Genomic DNA, 16,233 nt, shown 5'->3' on the forward strand with positions numbered 1-16,233 from the left:
ATCCCCTTATGTAAATAATTTGCTGTCTAAGTCACCTGAATGTCGTGAAGGATCTCTTACGAAGGCTTGGGGCCACAATTAGGAGATCCTTCGCTACGCTCAGGATGACAGCATTCTTTATGTCAATTTACTGAAATATTCAGCAATTAATGGATTTTTATTTTTCATTAAGTCGTTAATGGGTTCAACACTAAGAATTTTCCCATCGCCAACAAAAGCTACTCTATCGGTGGTATTTTTCAAAGATTGAATGTCATGACTGATCATAACGATAGTTAAGTTTAACGAATCTCTTAAAAAAACAACCAAATCATCAAAAAGTCTTGCTCCACGTGGATCTAATCCTGTAGTTGGTTCATCAAGAAATAACAATTCAGGATCCATAGCGATAGCACGTGCAGCAGCAGCTCTTCGCTGCATCCCTCCACTAAGTTCTGAAGGTAATTTACCAGCGGCTTCTTTAGGTAATCCAACTAACGCTATTTTTAACAACGCCAGCTCCCGCATAAACTCTGGTTCTAAACTAGTAAATTCCTGCATAGGAAACATTACATTTTCTAAAACGGTCAGGGCTGAAAATAAGGCGCTATGCTGAAAAAGCATTCCCCAGCGTCGCCTAAGCATTAATGCTTGATGCGGGCCAAGATCATGCACTTCTTCGCCAAATACTTTAATACTACCAGCGGTAGGTTTCAATAACATTAATAGGCTACGTAATATAGTAGTCTTCCCACTACCTGAGCCGCCAATGATAGCAAGTATCTCACCTTTTTCTACAGTTAGATTAACATCAGAATGAACCCATTGACCTCCTAAGAAGTTCTTCATCCCTTTAATTTCTATAACGGGCTCACTCATTTACAGTTTCATCCAACTATAAACTACAGAAAATGCGGCATCGGCAATAATAATTAAAAACAAGGCCTGTACCACGCTTTTAGTTGTTTGGCTTCCTATACTATCAGCACTTGCCTCAACTCTAAATCCCTGAAAACATCCTACTAGAGCAATTAAAATAGCAAAAGCTGGGGCTTTATATAAACCTAATAACATTTGAGAAAGACCAACCGAATCCTTCAAACGTATTAAAAAATCTTCAAAACTAATACCAAGCATGGACTTTGACATGATCATGGCACCCAGGACACTAAAAAGATCAGCCCAAAAGATTAATAAAGGAAAAACAATTAATAATCCCAATACCTTGGGTAACACCAATAATTCAGTAGGTGATAATCCCATGGTAAGCAAGGCATCAATTTCCTCATTAATTTTCATGCTTCCAATTTGTGCTGTAAAGGCTGAACTCGTTCGTCCTGCAACTATAATTGCGGTGATCAAAGGAGCAAATTCGCGAAAGATAGCCATACCAGAAAGATAGGCAATAAAAATATTCGCTCCGTAAGTTGCTAGTTGTAACCCCATTTGATAGGCTAGCACTACCCCTATTAAAAAAGACAATAAAGCAACTATAGGTAAAGCTTGAATCCCTGCAGAATGAATATTTGAAATAATACTGGCAAACTGAAAGCGACGCCAATTTCCCATTGCCTCAAATAGTTTGACACTGAGATCCCCAACAAGAATCACTATGCCATCGACCTGTATTAGTTTGTTTTCTGACTCTTTACCGATTTGATAAAGAACGCCTTCTCGAGGCGGCTCAGGAACTTGATAAGCCAATACATCTTTTTTTGACTCAATTAAATCAATTAATTTTTTTTGATTTTCGGAAAAATGAATTAATTCAACTTCATTGTTTTTTTGTTTTAGTTCTGCCATACAATTGATGAGAGCTAACGCACCTGCGCTATCAAAGGCACTGATTGACTCACCACTTATTGATAATTTTTGCTGTTGCGGAAGCTCACTTTTGCTAAATTTCTTAGATAAAGCTCCAAGCGCCTGAACAGTCCAGGAACCAGCGCATTGGAAACTATTATGTTCTTTTTCGAATGTAATTTGAGCTTCGCTTTGATTCATAGCTATTTTTTTAATAAATTGCTCTGTGATAGAGTTTCGACAGGGGTCTGATGAAGCATGTTACCATAATATTAGAGCTATTGTATAACTGACCGATTTTGCCTAAGAACAAGACATAAATGTCTCAAGAAGCGGGGGACAAAAGATACTGCTCTAATCTCAAATTGCAATCAGAGCAGCGATAAAATAAGGATAAATTAAGCACAAGGAGCAGTAGTAGCTCTCTCTATAGACTCGTCAAGGGTGGTTAGTCTGTTAGCAGAATCAGTCGCTAGTTTAAAGACTAAAGGGCTACCTTTAGCTAAAGCAGCAATACCATAAATGATTCCTCCGCTTAAAATAGCAGCCAATAAGTTAATTAATATTTCCTTCACGCCACGATGTGATTGCAATGTTTGGACGTGCTCACTTCCCTCATGCAAATAAGGTTTTGCTTGCGTTTTAAAGTCACCCAAACTCATTTGACCATAGGTATAACTATCATACAAACCACTTACACCTTTAATAATGCTATCTACCGCGTTTTTTGCCTTCTCATAATCAGCTAGTTTTTGTGGATCCACAGGAGGATTGTTTTGCAATAACGCGTGGATCTTTCCTGCAAATTCAGCACTCTTATCACGAAGGTTATCTAATTGTTTTTGGACTTCTTTTAAATCGTTTACCCTTACTAGATCTATTTTTAATTGAGGCTCAATGGCATGGGTTACAGAGTTATCCTCGATATCTTCCACAGAAACTCTAAGTATCGAAACACCGTTTGTCACAGAGGTTGTATTCTCAGTGGAAACAATATCATCAAATTTATCAATAAGGTCTTCGCTTGAGCTAAATGCTTGTTCTTCTTGTTCTGACTGCTCTTCTAAACGTCGTTTTTCACTTATTTTAGCGAGTTCTTTTTTGAATTGCTCATTCTTCTCTTGAAACAATATTTTAATTTGTTCATCTCTTGTTTTAAGTAACTGCATGTCTCTATTTTTAAATTGAGGATTGATTACAAACAATTGTAGAACGTGCTTTTTATGGTGATAATCTTTTTCAATATCTATCAATTTGTTAGCAGAATTACACTTCTCCAAAGCAGAGATTAAATCGCTTCTAACTAGTAACGCTTTTTTGTACCCTATTTTTTTATTTGCCGGCATGATAAATCCTTAAACCAATGAACAATTTCTGAGCGGATAGTACTCGTTTTTGGGGCACAAATCCATAAAAACAAGAAGAAAGTAAATGTAAAAAATAAACTATATTTGTAACACTTATGTTATTGAATTGATTCAATATTAATTATATTAGCAAATAAAAAGACAAGCGAATTATAAATAGCTCTCAACGACAAGAATAAAGGCATTTTAAAAATGCTCAAAGTGAAAGACAGCAGAGAGGAGAAAGTACACATGTCCAAACGCTACTGTCACATCGTAGTATGAAGCAAATATTAATTAACTTATTGGCTTTTATTTTAAGCGGGGGAATGATTTATGGTATTGCTGCTTTAGCTAAGCTACTGATTCTAGTGACAAGCTGAGCGAGCTTGGTAAGACCATAGAAGACCTCCCAGTTTCTGCTCCTACTGCATAAACCCATTATAATGCTTAAGCTGACTCCATTGATTGAACGCTTACCCTCAGGCAACACCTTTCATAAATTATTTATTAAAAATACTCTGTTGACAAATTAAGTGCATTTCACAACATCATGTGATATTATTTTACACAAATTGAATTTAATGTGGATTGGTAGGGATTAATTTAATCAATAGCTAAAAGTAATACCAAGGGTATATTATGGAAACAAAAACAGATAAATTAATCGTAGATAATAAAGTAGTAGAGGAAATGATTGCCACCGAACAATCATACAATCAAGCACTAACCTTATTAGCGGCAGCACTCAACATAAAAGAAATTGTAAAGGATAATCCATTTCTTCATGAACTTAAGATAACAATAAATATCCTCAAAAATATCTCCGATGATTTACTAAAACATGCTGCAAAAGCAGTTGATCCTCTTGTTACTGAAAGAGAGCATAAAGCCTACAGAGCACAGCGTCTGCAATTAATGCAAGCATTTTTTCTTGCTTACCAAAATTATTCATCTCTGTTTGAGCGCTATATAGATGAAAGTCGCAAGGATCCAGCGGCATTTATGTCCTTAGAAGACTTTTTAGCCACTCACTCCACTAGTAAACTCGATCTCGCCTCTTATCTTATACAACCTATTCAACGGGGTCCACGCTATTCATTATTGGTTAAAGAAACAAAAAGAATGAGCCAACATTTAACTCAAAACAATGTAGAAGAGTTTCTGAAATTAGAAGCGTTCATTAGTGAAAGTCTTTCTAAGGTTAACAAATATCTAACAGATACCTCCAAAACTAAGGCTCCACAAGATGATGGTTATTATCCTGGTAAACTGACTATCACCGCCGCTTCGGGTGTTTATAATTACTTATTTGCCTCTTCATCTGCGTCTGAGCCTGAACACAATGAAGAACCTATTCAAGACGAAAATGTACAGAAAGAACCTAAAAGAACCGGATATAGATTTGGTGATGGAGGCCGTTATTTATACAGCTTATTTACTAGTACAAAGCCAACTCAATCTGCCGAGGGACAGTCTTCCACCAAAGAGTCAATTGCCAATGATGCTCAGGAAGCTGAAGAGTTCGTTCTTATAGAAAAAATCGCTTCTGACGATGGCGAACATGGCGACGAAACAGAAGACGAGTCTACACCTCGACAGGCAAGAACGTTCTAAGTGAAATATATGGCCTTTATTAACTCCCATGTTTTAAGACATTAAGTTAATAAAGGTCATTTTTTATTATTAAAAAAAAGCTAATTCGCGCACCACCTTCGTTAATAACCAGAATTGCAAACGCTATTGTATTTGTATACAATCAAAACTAGTAATTATTCACTGAGGTTCTTACTGACATGCGCATTATCTCTCAATAAGCCCAAAACATGGGCGAATAAATCCCTGCCTAACCCATTGAGAGAGTGTGTATATGAGTCGTTTAATTCAACTAATTGACGTCAGTCTATATTTTAACGAAAAACTTTGTTTTGAAGAATTTAATTATCAGATTCACACTGGTGAGCGTATTGCTTTAATCGGTGATAATGGTTCTGGTAAAAGCAGTATGCTCAAAATCATTAAAAAACTTGCCCCTCCAAGTGATGGCCTGATTCACTATGCTGATGACCTGACTGTCGGCTATGTTCCTCAATTAATTGATCGCACCGACTCATCCAGTGGTGCAGAACGCTTTAATCAAGCCTTAACTCAAGCTTTAGCACAAAATCCTCAAGTACTTTTGCTTGATGAACCAACAAATCACTTAGATCAGAAAAATCGTCGCAACCTGATGCGCTTATTAGAACAATTTTGTGGTACTTTAATTATTGCTTCTCATGATGTTAACTTACTGCGCAATAATGAATTTTGTTTTTGGAATTTTAATCAACAAAAAATCGAACTCTATCAAGGATATTTCGATCATTACCAGCAACAAATGCGATTACAACGTGATGCTATTGAAACGAGAATAGAACATTTAAAACAACAAAAAAAACAAAGTCACCTCTCTCTGATGAAAGAACAGCAACGAGCAAAAAATTCACGATTAAAGGGAGAAAAATCAATTAAACAAGCCAAATGGCCTACTATTGTTTCTAAATCTAAAATGCTTCGATCTCAAGAAACAGAGGGGAAAAAGAAAAGGAAATTAGCCGAAGATAAAGAATTTTTAGTACATCAACTGCAAGAGATCAATATAGTAGAAGAAATTACACCACAATTTGAACTCTCTCCATCAGCAAAAACGACTAAAGCGTTAGTCACTATTACTGAAGGAGTAGTTTCCTATGAACAGCAGGTCATATTGAAGTCTATTAATCTCAACATTACAGGTAACAGTCGATTAGCAATTTGTGGCGCTAATGGTTCGGGCAAGTCGACCCTTCTAAAAGCAATTATGGGAGATACATCCGTTAAAAAGGAAGGGTTGTGGATAACGCCAGCGCCTCAAGATATTGGCTATTTGGATCAACATTATCAATTATTAACGGAAACAGATAGCGTTTTGGACACTATAGAAGGATGCCGACCTGAGTGGACTCATGCTGAAATTCGCCACCACCTCAATCATTTTCTTTTCCGTAAAAATGAACAAGTCCATACTCTTATTTCTCAACTGTCAGGTGGAGAAAAAGCTCGCTTAACTCTAGCAAAAATTGCAGCAAAACCACCTAAGTTACTCATCCTCGATGAATTAACTAACAACCTTGATTTTAAAACCAGAAATCATGTGATTACCCTACTTAAAAATTATCCAGGGCCTTTTATAGTGGTTTCTCATGATAATGATTTTTTGCATCTTATTGATATTAATGGAACTTACCTGGTGTGAGTAAAAAACAATCTGCATGAAAAATTAAAGGCCAATTCTTGTTCTATAATCAATAGTAATGGAACAAAGAGAGGAGCTCAAAATGGACCATTGTATTTCTAAACATAAGCCGACATATAAACTAACAGCTGCTTTTTTTTTACTATTTTTAACATTATTCTTTGTGTCCCCTAGTCGTGCCGAATCAAGAGAAGTAAATACAACAAATTATACCCTCCCTAATATGCAACTTGCATATTATGGACACCATCACCGCCATTATTGGCGGCATCATCACTGGCGACGCCACCATTGGTGCCGTTACCATGCATGTTATCACAGACATTATAGACATTATTGGCGTTACTACTGATTCTTATCAGTATCCATGTTAGGAGAACATTCTTTAAATGCTTTATGAGCATTTAAAGAATTAATAGAGCAACACCACCAAGGAGCTAACGATGAACGTAAATTCTAATCTTTATAAAATTAAGTCCGTAGTTAAATTAACAGCATTCGGTTCCTTATTTGCTTGGGCTTTTATGTTCGCAACTCCAGCAAATGCTTCTTCTAAAGAAATAACACCCTCCCTCACCCCGACTACATCACTGCAGTTAGCTTATTACCAACCTCGAGCTGCTGCTGCCGCCAAAGCTGCTGCTGTGAAAAGACACCACCATCCTGTCCATAGACATCCTGTTCAGAGAAGATTTCATCGCTGATAATATGGGATCTACTTTATATTCACAGCGGTAGCAGTTTACAAAGATATTATTGAAGAATGTTATCACTGATATAGAGCATTTAAAGAACAGTAAAATTCGATAAATGCTCTAGTTTGAATCATGGTGCCCTTATTTAATAACAAATCGACAGACAAACAGATATATTCTGCCGAACACAAAAAAACTATCGGATTAATGGTTCTCTATACAATCACTTTCATATAGTTTGCCATGATAGTTTATGATAAAATGAGCTCTATTTTTCCCAAATCTAAAATTCAGCTATGGAAAACGACTACAGTCAATTTGAGCAACGAAAACGAGATCATATTGAACTCGCTTTAATGCCGGCCAATCAAAGCAGTGAACTAAACCCTTTTGATCAGTTTTCTTTGCTTCATGAAGCATTACCCGATGTTAATTTTAGTGAGATATCGATTCAAAGCCAACGCTTTAATAAAACGGTAGAAACACCATTTATTGTCAGCTCTATGACTGCCGGACATTCCAACTCAGTTAATATCAATAGTCGTTTGATAGAGGCCTGCGCTCAATCCGGTTGGGCTATGGGTGTTGGCTCACAACGACGAGAACTAACCGATAAGCAAGCTGCTTTTGAATGGGAGCCTTTGCGCCATCAATTTCCTAATGTGAGCCTATTCAGCAACCTTGGAATAGCACAGATAATTGATACTCCTATTTCAGCAATTCAACGTTTGGTTGACGCATTACAAGCTGAAGCATTAATTATTCACTGTAATCCTCTACAAGAATGTATTCAACCCGAAGGAACAACCGATTTTAAAGGGTGTTGGACGGCCTTAGACCTATTAGTTAAAACCATCCCTACCCCGGTTATTGTTAAAGAAACAGGTTGTGGCTTTTCAAAAAATACGTTGATTCGTTTAAATGATTTGGGAGTTGCTGCTGTCGATGTTAGTGGCGTGGGAGGAACTCACTGGGGACGAATAGAGGGCCATAGAGCAATTAATGATTCATTAAGACATAATGCGGCCAATACTTTTCGTAATTGGGGAATTGATACCTTACGAAGCGTACAAAATGCAGCATCAATCAATCCTAACTTTGAAATTTGGGGCTCAGGAGGAGTAAGACATGGCTTGGATGCAGCAAAACTATTTGCTTTAGGCGCTTCAACAGTAGGGTTTGCTAAACCCATGCTTGAAGCTGCTTTAGAATCATCCCTGCATGTTCTTAATAAAATGCAGGTAATAGAATATGAATTAAAAACCGCCATGTTCTGTACAGGCAGTCGTGTACTTAGCGATTTAAAGGAGAAGGCATGTCCATAGCTTCTAATGCGGAACAGTTATTTAGTGGCTTTTCAAAGCTTTCACGCGAAGAGCGATTCCAAAGATTATTAGCTTTAGGCGCTATCACGCCCGAGGATATTAATTTTCTCAAGCAAGGTGGTATCAAAAACTCAAATCTGGCTGAAAAGTTAATAGAAAATGTTATAGGCTATTTTCAACTTCCTTTAGGAGTAGCCACCAACTTTAATATCGATGGTCATGACTACGTTGTTCCCTTAGCCGTTGAAGAAACATCGATTATTGCTGCTTTATCCAAATCAGCAAAGTGGATAAGACAACACGGCGAAATAAAAACTTGGGTTGAAGGCGATTGTATTCTTGGGCAAATTCAATTGGCCAAAATCAATGATTTTGAACAATTTTCCCGTATTTTCAATGAAAATCGCTTATATCTTATAGAAAAAGCCAATGAAGATGTAGCCGCTACTATGGTCAAACGTGGCGGTGGCGTTAAAGATTTGCAACTACGCCATATAAAAAGAGAAGATGGCCATGATATGGCAGTGATTCATCTGACTATGGATAGTTGTGATGCCATGGGTGCCAATATTATTAATCAAGTTCTTGAATATTTGAAGACCCCCATTGAGCAAATAGCCGGTGAAGAAGTCACCATGTGCATTTTATCTAATTTAAATGATCAGAAACTGACAACAGCACAAGTGACTATCCGTAATATTGCTCCAGAATTAGGCCATAAATTACAGGAAGCCTCATTATTCGCGGAAATGGATCCTTACAGAGCTGCTACTCACAATAAAGGAGTAATGAATGGCATTGATCCAGTACTCATTGCCACGGGTAATGACTGGCGTGCTGTAGAAGCGGGAATACATGCATACGCCGCACGTAGCGGCCAATATAGAGCCATTACGCGTTGGCGTTATCAAAATGAGACGCTCACAGGGGAGTTAACTGCGCCAATTATTGTAGGCACCGTAGGTGGTGTTACTTCCCTACACCCTACCGCGAAAATGTGTTTACGTATGATGAACATTAGCTCAGCAAACCAACTATCTCGAATCATTGCCGCGGTCGGACTGGTTCAGAATTTAGGTGCAATTAGAGCCTTATGCACTGATGGTATTATTCAAGGACACATGAAATTACACATTGATAATCTTCTTTTAGTTACTGGAGCAGATGAAAATGAGATCCCTGTGCTAAAAGAACGTCTACAAAAATGGCTTGATTTAAATAAAAGAGTCAGTGTAAATAATGCTCATGATTTATTAGCTGAAATCAGACAAACATCGATTGCGATATGAAGTGGGAAATACCAGCAAAGACTTTTTTATTAGGTGAATATGCTGCTGTTGCTGAATCCTCGGCTATTATTTTAACGACAGCCCCTTGTTTCGAATTAACACTAATAGATTCTGATCAATTAATTGATATTCATCCCGAATCGCCAGCCGGTCTTTGGTGGCGACAAAAAAAACATTCGGACAAAGGCTTATCTTGGCATGATCCCTATAAAGGACAAGGCGGTTTAGGTGCCTCTAGTGCTCAATTTCTGGGAAGCTATTTAGCTAGCTGCATGCTGCAAAGGCAAACGCCTGATCTTAACTCTATGCTTAAGGCTTATTATCAATCGTCATGGTCTGGTACAGGATTAAGGCCAAGTGGCTATGACGTCATTGCCCAGTCGCAAGCTGGCTGTGTTTATATAAATAAGCAGAAAAAAATAGTACAGTCTTATAATTGGCCATTTGCAGATCTTTCTTTTCTACTGCTCCATACGCAAATGAAACTTGCAACCCACCATCACCTTCAAGCCGCAACACTTCCAAGCCAGATAGAGCAACTATCTGCTATCGCCGATGAAGCCCAACAAGCATTTGACCGAATAGATGGCCAACAACTCATCAATGCCGTTAATAATTATCATCAACAACTCAATGACCTAAATCTAGTTGCTCAGCACAGTCTTGAATTCATTAATCAATTAAAAGCTTATCCTGAAGTGTTAGCCGTCAAAGGCTGCGGCGCCATGGGGGCTGATGTGCTTCTGGTAATCACTGCGCGTAATGATATTTTTGCTCTACAAGAGAAATTGCATGCACAAAAATGGACTTTACTAGCTACAGAAAAAAATATTTTTGACTACAATAAAAAAGCGCTCATTGCTAATAATTTATAATTGAGAATAGCTTATAATTGATTCAGTCTGATTATTTAAAAAATAATCGATAAAAACACTTGAATTTTTGTGCTAATCCGGTATCATTTCAACCTCTTTAGGGCCGTTAGCTCAGGTGGTAGAGCAGGAGGCTTTTAACCTCTGTGTCATAAGTTCGAATCTTATACGGCCCACCAGAATTTTAAAGTCTGGATACCACATAGTCTGTATGATGTAGTTTTAAAAAAATTACCCTTTAAGGGGCCGTTAGCTCAGGTGGTAGAGCAGGAGGCTTTTAACCTCTGTGTCATAAGTTCGAATCTTATACGGCCCACCATTTTGGTCTTTCTTCTGTAAGGCCAAAAATTGAAGCAAAAAAATTTACCAAATCCACACCCCATTGCGCTCGTAGCTCAGCTGGATAGAGTACTTGGCTTCGAACCAAGGTGTCGGGGGTTCGAGTCCCTCCGAGCGCACCATTTAAACCCTTTAAAATCAGGTAGTTAACGGTTACCTGGATCGAAACGTGCCGTAAAAACCAAGTTACAGTGACGAAAACGTGCCAGAATTTTTTGTAATTCTTTCCGCTGCCACCTTTAAATGGTCACTTGAAAGATGCGCGTAACGTAACACCATTTCATATTCTGACCATCCACCTAATTGCTGTAATTCTTGCAATGAGGTACCATTTTGCACATGCCAACTTGCCCAAGTGTGACGCAAGTCATGCCAACGAAAATCTTTGATTCCTGCCCGAACCAACGCTTTTTGCCAAGCATGATTATTACATCGCGTAACAGGCTTACCAAAATAGGTAAATACAAATGAGGGGTGTAGGCCCTTTTGTTTTTCTATAATTGCAATTGCCTGAGAGTTTAAAGGAACAGGGATCGCCTTCTTTGTTTTAGATTGATCAGGGTGAATGAGTGCATGTTTTCTAATTAAATCGACTTCACTCCACTGCAACTTAGTAACATTAGATTGGCGTAAACCAGTTGCTAAAGTAAAAGCGGCCATATCTTTCAAATGATTTGGTAGCTCCTGAAGCAATTTACCAGCCTGTCCGCTGCTCAACCAACGTATACGCTTATTTTCAACTTTTCTCATTCTGAATAATGGCATGGTGTTTATCCACTGCCATTCCTTATGAGCTTTGTTTAAAATAGCACGTATAATTTCCAACATTCGGTTGACCGTCGTTGGAGTAACATTAGTCCGCTCTTTTTCTTGCGCAATAAATTCAATTAATTCGGCGTTAATTTCATCTAACGTTTTCTGGCCAAGATAAGGGTCCAGAAAGGCCAAATGAAATTTATCCGTAACTAAACTTCGTTTATGCGCTGATTCCTCTAACCATCGCACAACAGCATCTACCCACGATTTCTGTTGGGGTAATTTGGTATGCTTGTTACTCCATAGATCTTGTAGAAAATTATCATGGAATTGTTGCGCTTGTTGTTTTACTTTAGTCCTAGTGCTTCTGCGTATACGCTTGTCACCGAAGGTGACGTCGATCCACCAGAACCCATTTTTTTTCGTGAGTGCCATTTATTATCTCCTATATCGACACCCCACGATGCATCGCAAGTAGAGTACTTGTTTCGCATATACATCGCAAGATCTTGTTCTATAAAACGCCAACCTCGCCCTATCTTTACTCCAGGTAGTTCACCTGATGCAGCCATTCGTCGGATAGTTTCCCTGTGGGCGCCTAGAAACTTTGAAGCCTCTTCAATATTAAAAGTATTCATAAGCAACCCCATTTATAACCCTGGTGCACATATTGTTTATTAGTATTGAGTTCAAGAATTAAATGATAAAGCCTCACAAGATCCCGTTCGCAATATAGATTAGTTGGCATTAACTCATCGAAATAAATAGAACGTAATTGTCTTATTGAGCAATTTAGTAAAGCAGCAATGTCTTTTAGAGTATAGTTAGTTGACTCTAATAGATAATTAATGATGTTCTTACAGATTTGTAGCCTAAAGTTATTTTCCACAACGAATACTCCTTTTCAACTTATTCTGTAAATAGCTACAGAAAACGCCTAAGCATATTTTTTATCTAAATCGGTTTGTTTATTTGTTACTGTTCATTCAACTTATGTGTATAATAAACGCTAGGTAAACAATACACACAAATATAAACGATAACGTTTATAATAAACAATTATGTTTATTTTGCAAGGTTTTTATATGGATATAAAATTAAAAATAGGGTTAAGAATTAAAGAGTCGCGAAAAAACAAAAAATTCACTGCAGTGCAGTTGGCTGAAGTCACTGGTTTTTCAGCGCAACGAATTAGTAATTGGGAACGAGGAACAAGAACGCCCAGGTTTAAAGATGCAGAAATACTCGGTAGTGCATTGGGTGTTTCTCCAACATGGTTATTATTTTTAGATATTGACCACAAACCTATGAAGGATCATCCCTTCCAAACGATCCCTATAATCAATGCCTCATCTAAAATTGAAGGTTATCTCCCAATACCTTCATCAATTCAAGACAACATAACGCATGATGATTTTGCTTTTATTGTGCACGATAAAAGTATGTCTCCTATTTATAATGCAGGTGACCTAGTTACTTTCTGTAAAGAAAAACAGAACCACTGCGATTTAGTACTGATTCATATTAACGCTACAGAAGAGAACTTATTTAGAAAAATAAGCTCAGAAGACAATACGTTTATATGCTCACCTATCAATCCGGACTGGCCACAAATTCGATTTGAATCAGCATCAATGTTTCAAATAATAGGTTGGGTAAAGAATGGGGCTAAAGTATTTTATTAATTAATGAATAAAGAATTTCCTATCTTTACAATCATTAAGATCTCATCATTTGAAAACCCCTTTTTCAGAACAAGCTTATTTAAAGATATCCCAAATATATCGGATAATGTAACAAGATTGTGTTCTGTACTGCTTAAGATTGTATCAATAACCTGAGTCGCAATACGCTCTCCATTAATAACCTGTTCACTTACAATCTTCATGATTAAAATCCTTATTACGACAACAACAACGTACTTTACTTATTTGACAAGCTTGATTTGATTAGAGCATAATATGTTTGTCATTTATATCACTAAAATCTTTGGCAAATACGCATTTTAATTCAAAATAAAAAGCAACTTAATTAACAAAAAGACTAATATGGAATTTTGTAGGAATTTTACTAGAGTTTGTTGGGATGAAATTAGAGAGGAAGTAAAACGCTCTAATCCTGAGTTTTTTTTCTTAGTTGATGAAATTGCGCCAGGAAAAGATTTCCCACTATATGTTTTTAACTTTGGATATGGTGATTTAATTGGTGATTCTGAAACCTTTTATATTCCGCACCAAGGAAAGCTTCAAACTCTTAATAATTTTTCATCTCAAGAACCAATTACTAAAGACCTCTTTTATGGATTTCACAGTTGTCCATTAGGTCTTGTATTAGATAAGTGCTTTGAATGGTACTTAAGAGGTGATTCAGAAAATGAAACGCATCCTGTTTACATAGATAAGAAAGGGGATTTTTTTAACATTGGACATGTAACCCAGATAAAACCACTTAAACGATACTTGCCTAATGGCATACTGTCTGTAAAAGCTGGGGCACAAACCACTCTTGTAACACAAAACATTGGATGCAAAAGAAGCCATAATCGTCTTATTCGATCTGGAATTGATTGCACCATCCCCAATTCATACCATGATCACAGTGAATTCTTTAAACGAATTTACCAATCTTGCCCTTCTGAAAGTAAGTGGCGGGCCTCCATCGTTTACTTTTCTGAAAAATGGATAGAAAACATTGTTAATAATCCTGAGTGGATCAATATTAATAAATATTTCTTTAAATATTATCTACATTATTATGCTTACACCTACTATGGAGACTATTATCAACATATTTTTAGGGTTGTTTTTGATAAATCAAATTTAGAACGAGATTTTTTTATTCAAGATACCGCTAAATATATCTTTGAAATTCTCATAGGTGAAAAATATGGATTTTCGTTTACCAATACCGATGAGTTCTTGCCTGCATCATGGATAGCCTACGTTTTAAAAGACATTTATAAGCTAAAAACAGACCCCTCTATATTAATACCTAAAAAACATGTTGAAAAAAATCCGGTATATTTTTCCCTTCAACATCCTATTTTTAGACCATACCAAGGGTTGTCTAGAAAAAGAGCAACTCTAATTTCTGAGCTTGAAAATATAAAAATCGTTACAAATAAATATAAAGAATTATTTTCTTCTAGTCATGAAGAATGGGCTGATACAATTCTTGAAGAAAAGGCCAAAAAAGCTCAATTTCTTTATTACCATGGATTTGAGAATAAAAAAAATTGGCTTTCGGACATTGATAATTTATTCCAAAATGACTCTGGAGTGCATCATTTAAGTAATGACACTTTTTGTCAAGATGCGCCTTTTTTTAAAGGATGCATCTCAATAAACAGCTTCTAACCGCTGTGCTCTTTTAGAATTAAATACTAAGAAGGCACTCATGAAACAAAGCAAAGAAGATATTGTCCAAGCACTTTGGGCATTGAAATAATACATTGCTACTCCTGATATGAGAGGGCCAATCATCATGCCTAATGCATATGCGCTGCGCCACGCCCCTATACCTAGGCCACTGTGGTTAGAGCTTCCATATTGATGACATAATGCAACGGAGTACGCCATAAACAACATTTCACCAAGAGTGAATACTAAAAGCGAACAAAACATTCCTAGTATTGTAGAAGACAGGCCCATAGCAAACGTTGACGCCCCTAATAAAATACAGCCGATACAAGCAACTATATGTTTATTGAATCGCTCAATCCTTTTTGATAATTTTACTTGAAATAATGCGATTAAAATGGGATCGGTTGCGAAAAAAAATCCAATGATTAAAGAATTTCCTATTGTTTCGTTTAAGTGAATCCCTAGTACTGTTTTTTGTATCCCATAAGTTAAACCGATGCAAAATACTGAAAATAACATTGGAATAAGCGAGCTATAGACTGTCTCAATTTCTTCTTTATTACTGGGTTTTGCAGCCACATCCTGATTACTGATTTCTAATTTTAGAAAAATAACTATTGAAAACAATATCAAAGTAACGCCGACCAAAGTCATTGCTAATTTAAAATGATTTTGCGCTAAAAGCATTATCAAAACCATTGCCACAATACCACCAGTATTTTCCAGTGCATTTTTATAGGATTGGGCAATCGTTAAACTGTGATTGGTATTTTTTGAAATCTGCAAGAAAGATGAGTTACTGCAAGTGATGAACAAGTTGATCCCAAATCCCATTAACAATACAAAGACAACAGATAAATGAAAAGAACTCACTTTTGCTAGAATAACAAATGCGACGCCCATGAGTAAGAAACTTGCCCCAATTATACCCTTTGCTTGTGCTTTTCCCGTAACGTATCCACCACATATACTGCCCAAAATAGCTCCAATCCCCATTGAAAAGCCTAAGAAGCCTATATTTAATTTATTAAAATTTGTGCTTACACTAAAAAAATACGCAATATGGTAAGATAGGCCGCCTCCAATAGCCTCTATAAAAGAAAGAGCCAATAATAATTTACAAGTGACTGGTAAATCACTAAAAGAGAACCCTACTTTAGAAGAGCTGACTGTTGAGCTCATTGTAATCCCTC

The 16,233-nt window shown here is 36.9% G+C and carries 17 protein-coding genes and 3 tRNA genes; 12 read left to right on the plus strand and 8 right to left on the minus strand.

Annotated features, from left to right (window positions below; translation table 11 throughout):
* Nucleotides 1-117: 117 nt before the first annotated feature.
* The 3 genes from LFA_RS10165 to LFA_RS10175 all read right to left on the minus strand — a co-directional run bounded on the left by LFA_RS10165 (nt 118) and on the right by LFA_RS10175 (nt 3,128).
* Complete coding sequence (locus LFA_RS10165) at nt 118-858, minus strand: ABC transporter ATP-binding protein (protein WP_045096097.1); 741 nt, start codon at nt 856-858, stop codon at nt 118-120.
* Nucleotides 859-1,983: an MlaE family ABC transporter permease gene (locus LFA_RS10170; RefSeq protein ID WP_045096098.1), complete on the minus strand. Its 1,125-nt coding sequence runs from the start codon at nt 1,981-1,983 to the stop codon at nt 859-861.
* 197 nt (nt 1,984-2,180) lie between these two features.
* Complete coding sequence (locus LFA_RS10175; RefSeq protein ID WP_045096099.1) at nt 2,181-3,128, minus strand: hypothetical protein; 948 nt, start codon at nt 3,126-3,128, stop codon at nt 2,181-2,183.
* 642 nt (nt 3,129-3,770) lie between these two features.
* On the opposite strand from LFA_RS10175, the gene LFA_RS10180 reads away from it, so the two are divergent.
* From LFA_RS10180 to LFA_RS10225, 10 genes are all read left to right on the plus strand, one after another.
* Nucleotides 3,771-4,745 (plus strand): RhoGEF domain-containing protein, encoded by a 975-nt coding sequence (locus LFA_RS10180; protein WP_045096100.1) that lies wholly within the window; start codon nt 3,771-3,773, stop codon nt 4,743-4,745.
* A gap of 253 nt (nt 4,746-4,998) precedes the next feature.
* Nucleotides 4,999-6,402 (plus strand): ATP-binding cassette domain-containing protein, encoded by a 1,404-nt coding sequence (locus tag LFA_RS10185; protein WP_045096101.1) that lies wholly within the window; start codon nt 4,999-5,001, stop codon nt 6,400-6,402.
* Nucleotides 6,403-6,641: 239 nt separating this feature from the next.
* On the plus strand, nt 6,642-6,776 hold the full coding sequence (locus tag LFA_RS20495; RefSeq protein WP_269447713.1) for a hypothetical protein: 135 nt from the start codon (nt 6,642-6,644) through the stop codon (nt 6,774-6,776).
* A gap of 69 nt (nt 6,777-6,845) precedes the next feature.
* Nucleotides 6,846-7,106, plus strand: a complete 261-nt coding sequence (locus LFA_RS10195; protein WP_045096103.1) for a hypothetical protein — start codon at nt 6,846-6,848, stop codon at nt 7,104-7,106.
* A 287-nt stretch (nt 7,107-7,393) separates the two neighbouring features.
* Nucleotides 7,394-8,422, plus strand: a complete 1,029-nt coding sequence (gene fni / locus LFA_RS10200; RefSeq protein ID WP_045096104.1) for a type 2 isopentenyl-diphosphate Delta-isomerase — start codon at nt 7,394-7,396, stop codon at nt 8,420-8,422.
* Nucleotides 8,413-9,711 (plus strand): hydroxymethylglutaryl-CoA reductase, degradative, encoded by a 1,299-nt coding sequence (locus tag LFA_RS10205; RefSeq protein WP_045096105.1) that lies wholly within the window; start codon nt 8,413-8,415, stop codon nt 9,709-9,711. The genes fni and LFA_RS10205 overlap by 10 nt, the downstream gene beginning before the upstream one ends.
* Nucleotides 9,708-10,586 (plus strand): hypothetical protein, encoded by an 879-nt coding sequence (locus LFA_RS10210; protein WP_045096106.1) that lies wholly within the window; start codon nt 9,708-9,710, stop codon nt 10,584-10,586. Before LFA_RS10205 ends, LFA_RS10210 begins: the two co-directional genes overlap by 4 nt.
* A gap of 100 nt (nt 10,587-10,686) precedes the next feature.
* Nucleotides 10,687-10,762: transfer RNA gene (locus LFA_RS10215), tRNA-Lys, on the plus strand.
* Nucleotides 10,763-10,826: 64 nt separating this feature from the next.
* Nucleotides 10,827-10,902, plus strand: a tRNA-Lys gene (locus LFA_RS10220).
* A 65-nt stretch (nt 10,903-10,967) separates the two neighbouring features.
* Nucleotides 10,968-11,044 (plus strand) — tRNA-Arg (locus LFA_RS10225).
* Between the two features lie 64 nt (nt 11,045-11,108).
* Here LFA_RS10225 and LFA_RS10230 read toward each other — a convergent pair.
* From LFA_RS10230 to LFA_RS10235, 3 genes are read right to left on the minus strand one after another with little or no spacing between them, the layout of a single operon-like run.
* A complete protein-coding gene (locus LFA_RS10230; RefSeq protein WP_045096107.1) occupies nt 11,109-12,113 on the minus strand; it encodes a tyrosine-type recombinase/integrase in 1,005 nt (334 codons plus the stop codon).
* The gene (locus tag LFA_RS19480) at nt 12,026-12,316 is read right to left on the minus strand and encodes a helix-turn-helix domain-containing protein (RefSeq protein WP_231865834.1); all 291 of its coding nucleotides are present in this window, start codon (nt 12,314-12,316) and stop codon (nt 12,026-12,028) included. The genes LFA_RS10230 and LFA_RS19480 overlap by 88 nt, the downstream gene beginning before the upstream one ends.
* Nucleotides 12,313-12,567 carry a hypothetical protein gene (locus tag LFA_RS10235; protein WP_045096108.1) on the minus strand — a complete coding sequence of 85 codons (255 nt, stop codon included), beginning with the start codon at nt 12,565-12,567 and terminating at the stop codon, nt 12,313-12,315. The genes LFA_RS19480 and LFA_RS10235 overlap by 4 nt, the downstream gene beginning before the upstream one ends.
* Nucleotides 12,568-12,763: 196 nt before the next feature.
* Between LFA_RS10235 and LFA_RS10240 the strand changes: the two genes are divergently transcribed.
* Nucleotides 12,764-13,363, plus strand: a complete 600-nt coding sequence (locus tag LFA_RS10240) for a helix-turn-helix domain-containing protein (RefSeq protein ID WP_015444252.1) — start codon at nt 12,764-12,766, stop codon at nt 13,361-13,363.
* Here the strand turns inward: LFA_RS10240 and LFA_RS10245 are convergent.
* Nucleotides 13,360-13,566 carry a hypothetical protein gene (locus tag LFA_RS10245; protein WP_021436844.1) on the minus strand — a complete coding sequence of 69 codons (207 nt, stop codon included), beginning with the start codon at nt 13,564-13,566 and terminating at the stop codon, nt 13,360-13,362. The two genes, LFA_RS10240 and LFA_RS10245, sit on opposite strands and share 4 nt — an antisense overlap.
* Nucleotides 13,567-13,726: 160 nt before the next feature.
* Here LFA_RS10245 and LFA_RS10250 point away from each other — a divergent pair, with 160 nt between their 5' ends.
* Nucleotides 13,727-15,034 (plus strand): hypothetical protein, encoded by a 1,308-nt coding sequence (locus tag LFA_RS10250; RefSeq protein ID WP_045096109.1) that lies wholly within the window; start codon nt 13,727-13,729, stop codon nt 15,032-15,034.
* On the opposite strand, the gene LFA_RS10255 is transcribed toward LFA_RS10250, so the two are convergent.
* Entirely contained in the window at nt 15,017-16,222 is a 1,206-nt protein-coding gene (locus tag LFA_RS10255) for an MFS transporter (RefSeq protein WP_045096110.1), read from the minus strand. The genes LFA_RS10250 and LFA_RS10255 overlap by 18 nt on opposite strands.
* Between the last annotated feature and the right edge of the window lie 11 nt (nt 16,223-16,233).

Origin of the sequence: Legionella fallonii LLAP-10 (assembly GCF_000953135.1) — a bacterium.
GTDB lineage: Bacteria > Pseudomonadota > Gammaproteobacteria > Legionellales > Legionellaceae > Legionella > Legionella fallonii.

Excerpts from the sequence above, each read along its gene's own strand:
- LFA_RS10165 (WP_045096097.1), bottom strand. The coding sequence starts at position 858 with ATGAGTGAGCCCGTTATAGAAATTAAAGGGATGAAGAACTTCTTAGGA.
- LFA_RS19480 (WP_231865834.1), bottom strand. The coding sequence starts at position 12,316 with ATGAATACTTTTAATATTGAAGAGGCTTCAAAGTTTCTAGGCGCCCAC.
- LFA_RS10180 (WP_045096100.1), top strand. The coding sequence starts at position 3,771 with ATGGAAACAAAAACAGATAAATTAATCGTAGATAATAAAGTAGTAGAG.
- LFA_RS10245 (WP_021436844.1), bottom strand. The coding sequence starts at position 13,566 with ATGAAGATTGTAAGTGAACAGGTTATTAATGGAGAGCGTATTGCGACT.
- LFA_RS10240 (WP_015444252.1), top strand. The coding sequence starts at position 12,764 with ATGGATATAAAATTAAAAATAGGGTTAAGAATTAAAGAGTCGCGAAAA.
- fni (WP_045096104.1), top strand. The coding sequence starts at position 7,394 with ATGGAAAACGACTACAGTCAATTTGAGCAACGAAAACGAGATCATATT.
- LFA_RS10230 (WP_045096107.1), bottom strand. The coding sequence starts at position 12,113 with ATGGCACTCACGAAAAAAAATGGGTTCTGGTGGATCGACGTCACCTTC.
- LFA_RS10255 (WP_045096110.1), bottom strand. The coding sequence starts at position 16,222 with ATGAGCTCAACAGTCAGCTCTTCTAAAGTAGGGTTCTCTTTTAGTGAT.
- LFA_RS20495 (WP_269447713.1), top strand. The coding sequence starts at position 6,642 with ATGGACACCATCACCGCCATTATTGGCGGCATCATCACTGGCGACGCC.
- LFA_RS10205 (WP_045096105.1), top strand. The coding sequence starts at position 8,413 with ATGTCCATAGCTTCTAATGCGGAACAGTTATTTAGTGGCTTTTCAAAG.
- LFA_RS10175 (WP_045096099.1), bottom strand. The coding sequence starts at position 3,128 with ATGCCGGCAAATAAAAAAATAGGGTACAAAAAAGCGTTACTAGTTAGA.
- LFA_RS10185 (WP_045096101.1), top strand. The coding sequence starts at position 4,999 with ATGAGTCGTTTAATTCAACTAATTGACGTCAGTCTATATTTTAACGAA.
- LFA_RS10195 (WP_045096103.1), top strand. The coding sequence starts at position 6,846 with ATGAACGTAAATTCTAATCTTTATAAAATTAAGTCCGTAGTTAAATTA.
- LFA_RS10250 (WP_045096109.1), top strand. The coding sequence starts at position 13,727 with ATGGAATTTTGTAGGAATTTTACTAGAGTTTGTTGGGATGAAATTAGA.
- LFA_RS10210 (WP_045096106.1), top strand. The coding sequence starts at position 9,708 with ATGAAGTGGGAAATACCAGCAAAGACTTTTTTATTAGGTGAATATGCT.
- LFA_RS10170 (WP_045096098.1), bottom strand. The coding sequence starts at position 1,983 with ATGAATCAAAGCGAAGCTCAAATTACATTCGAAAAAGAACATAATAGT.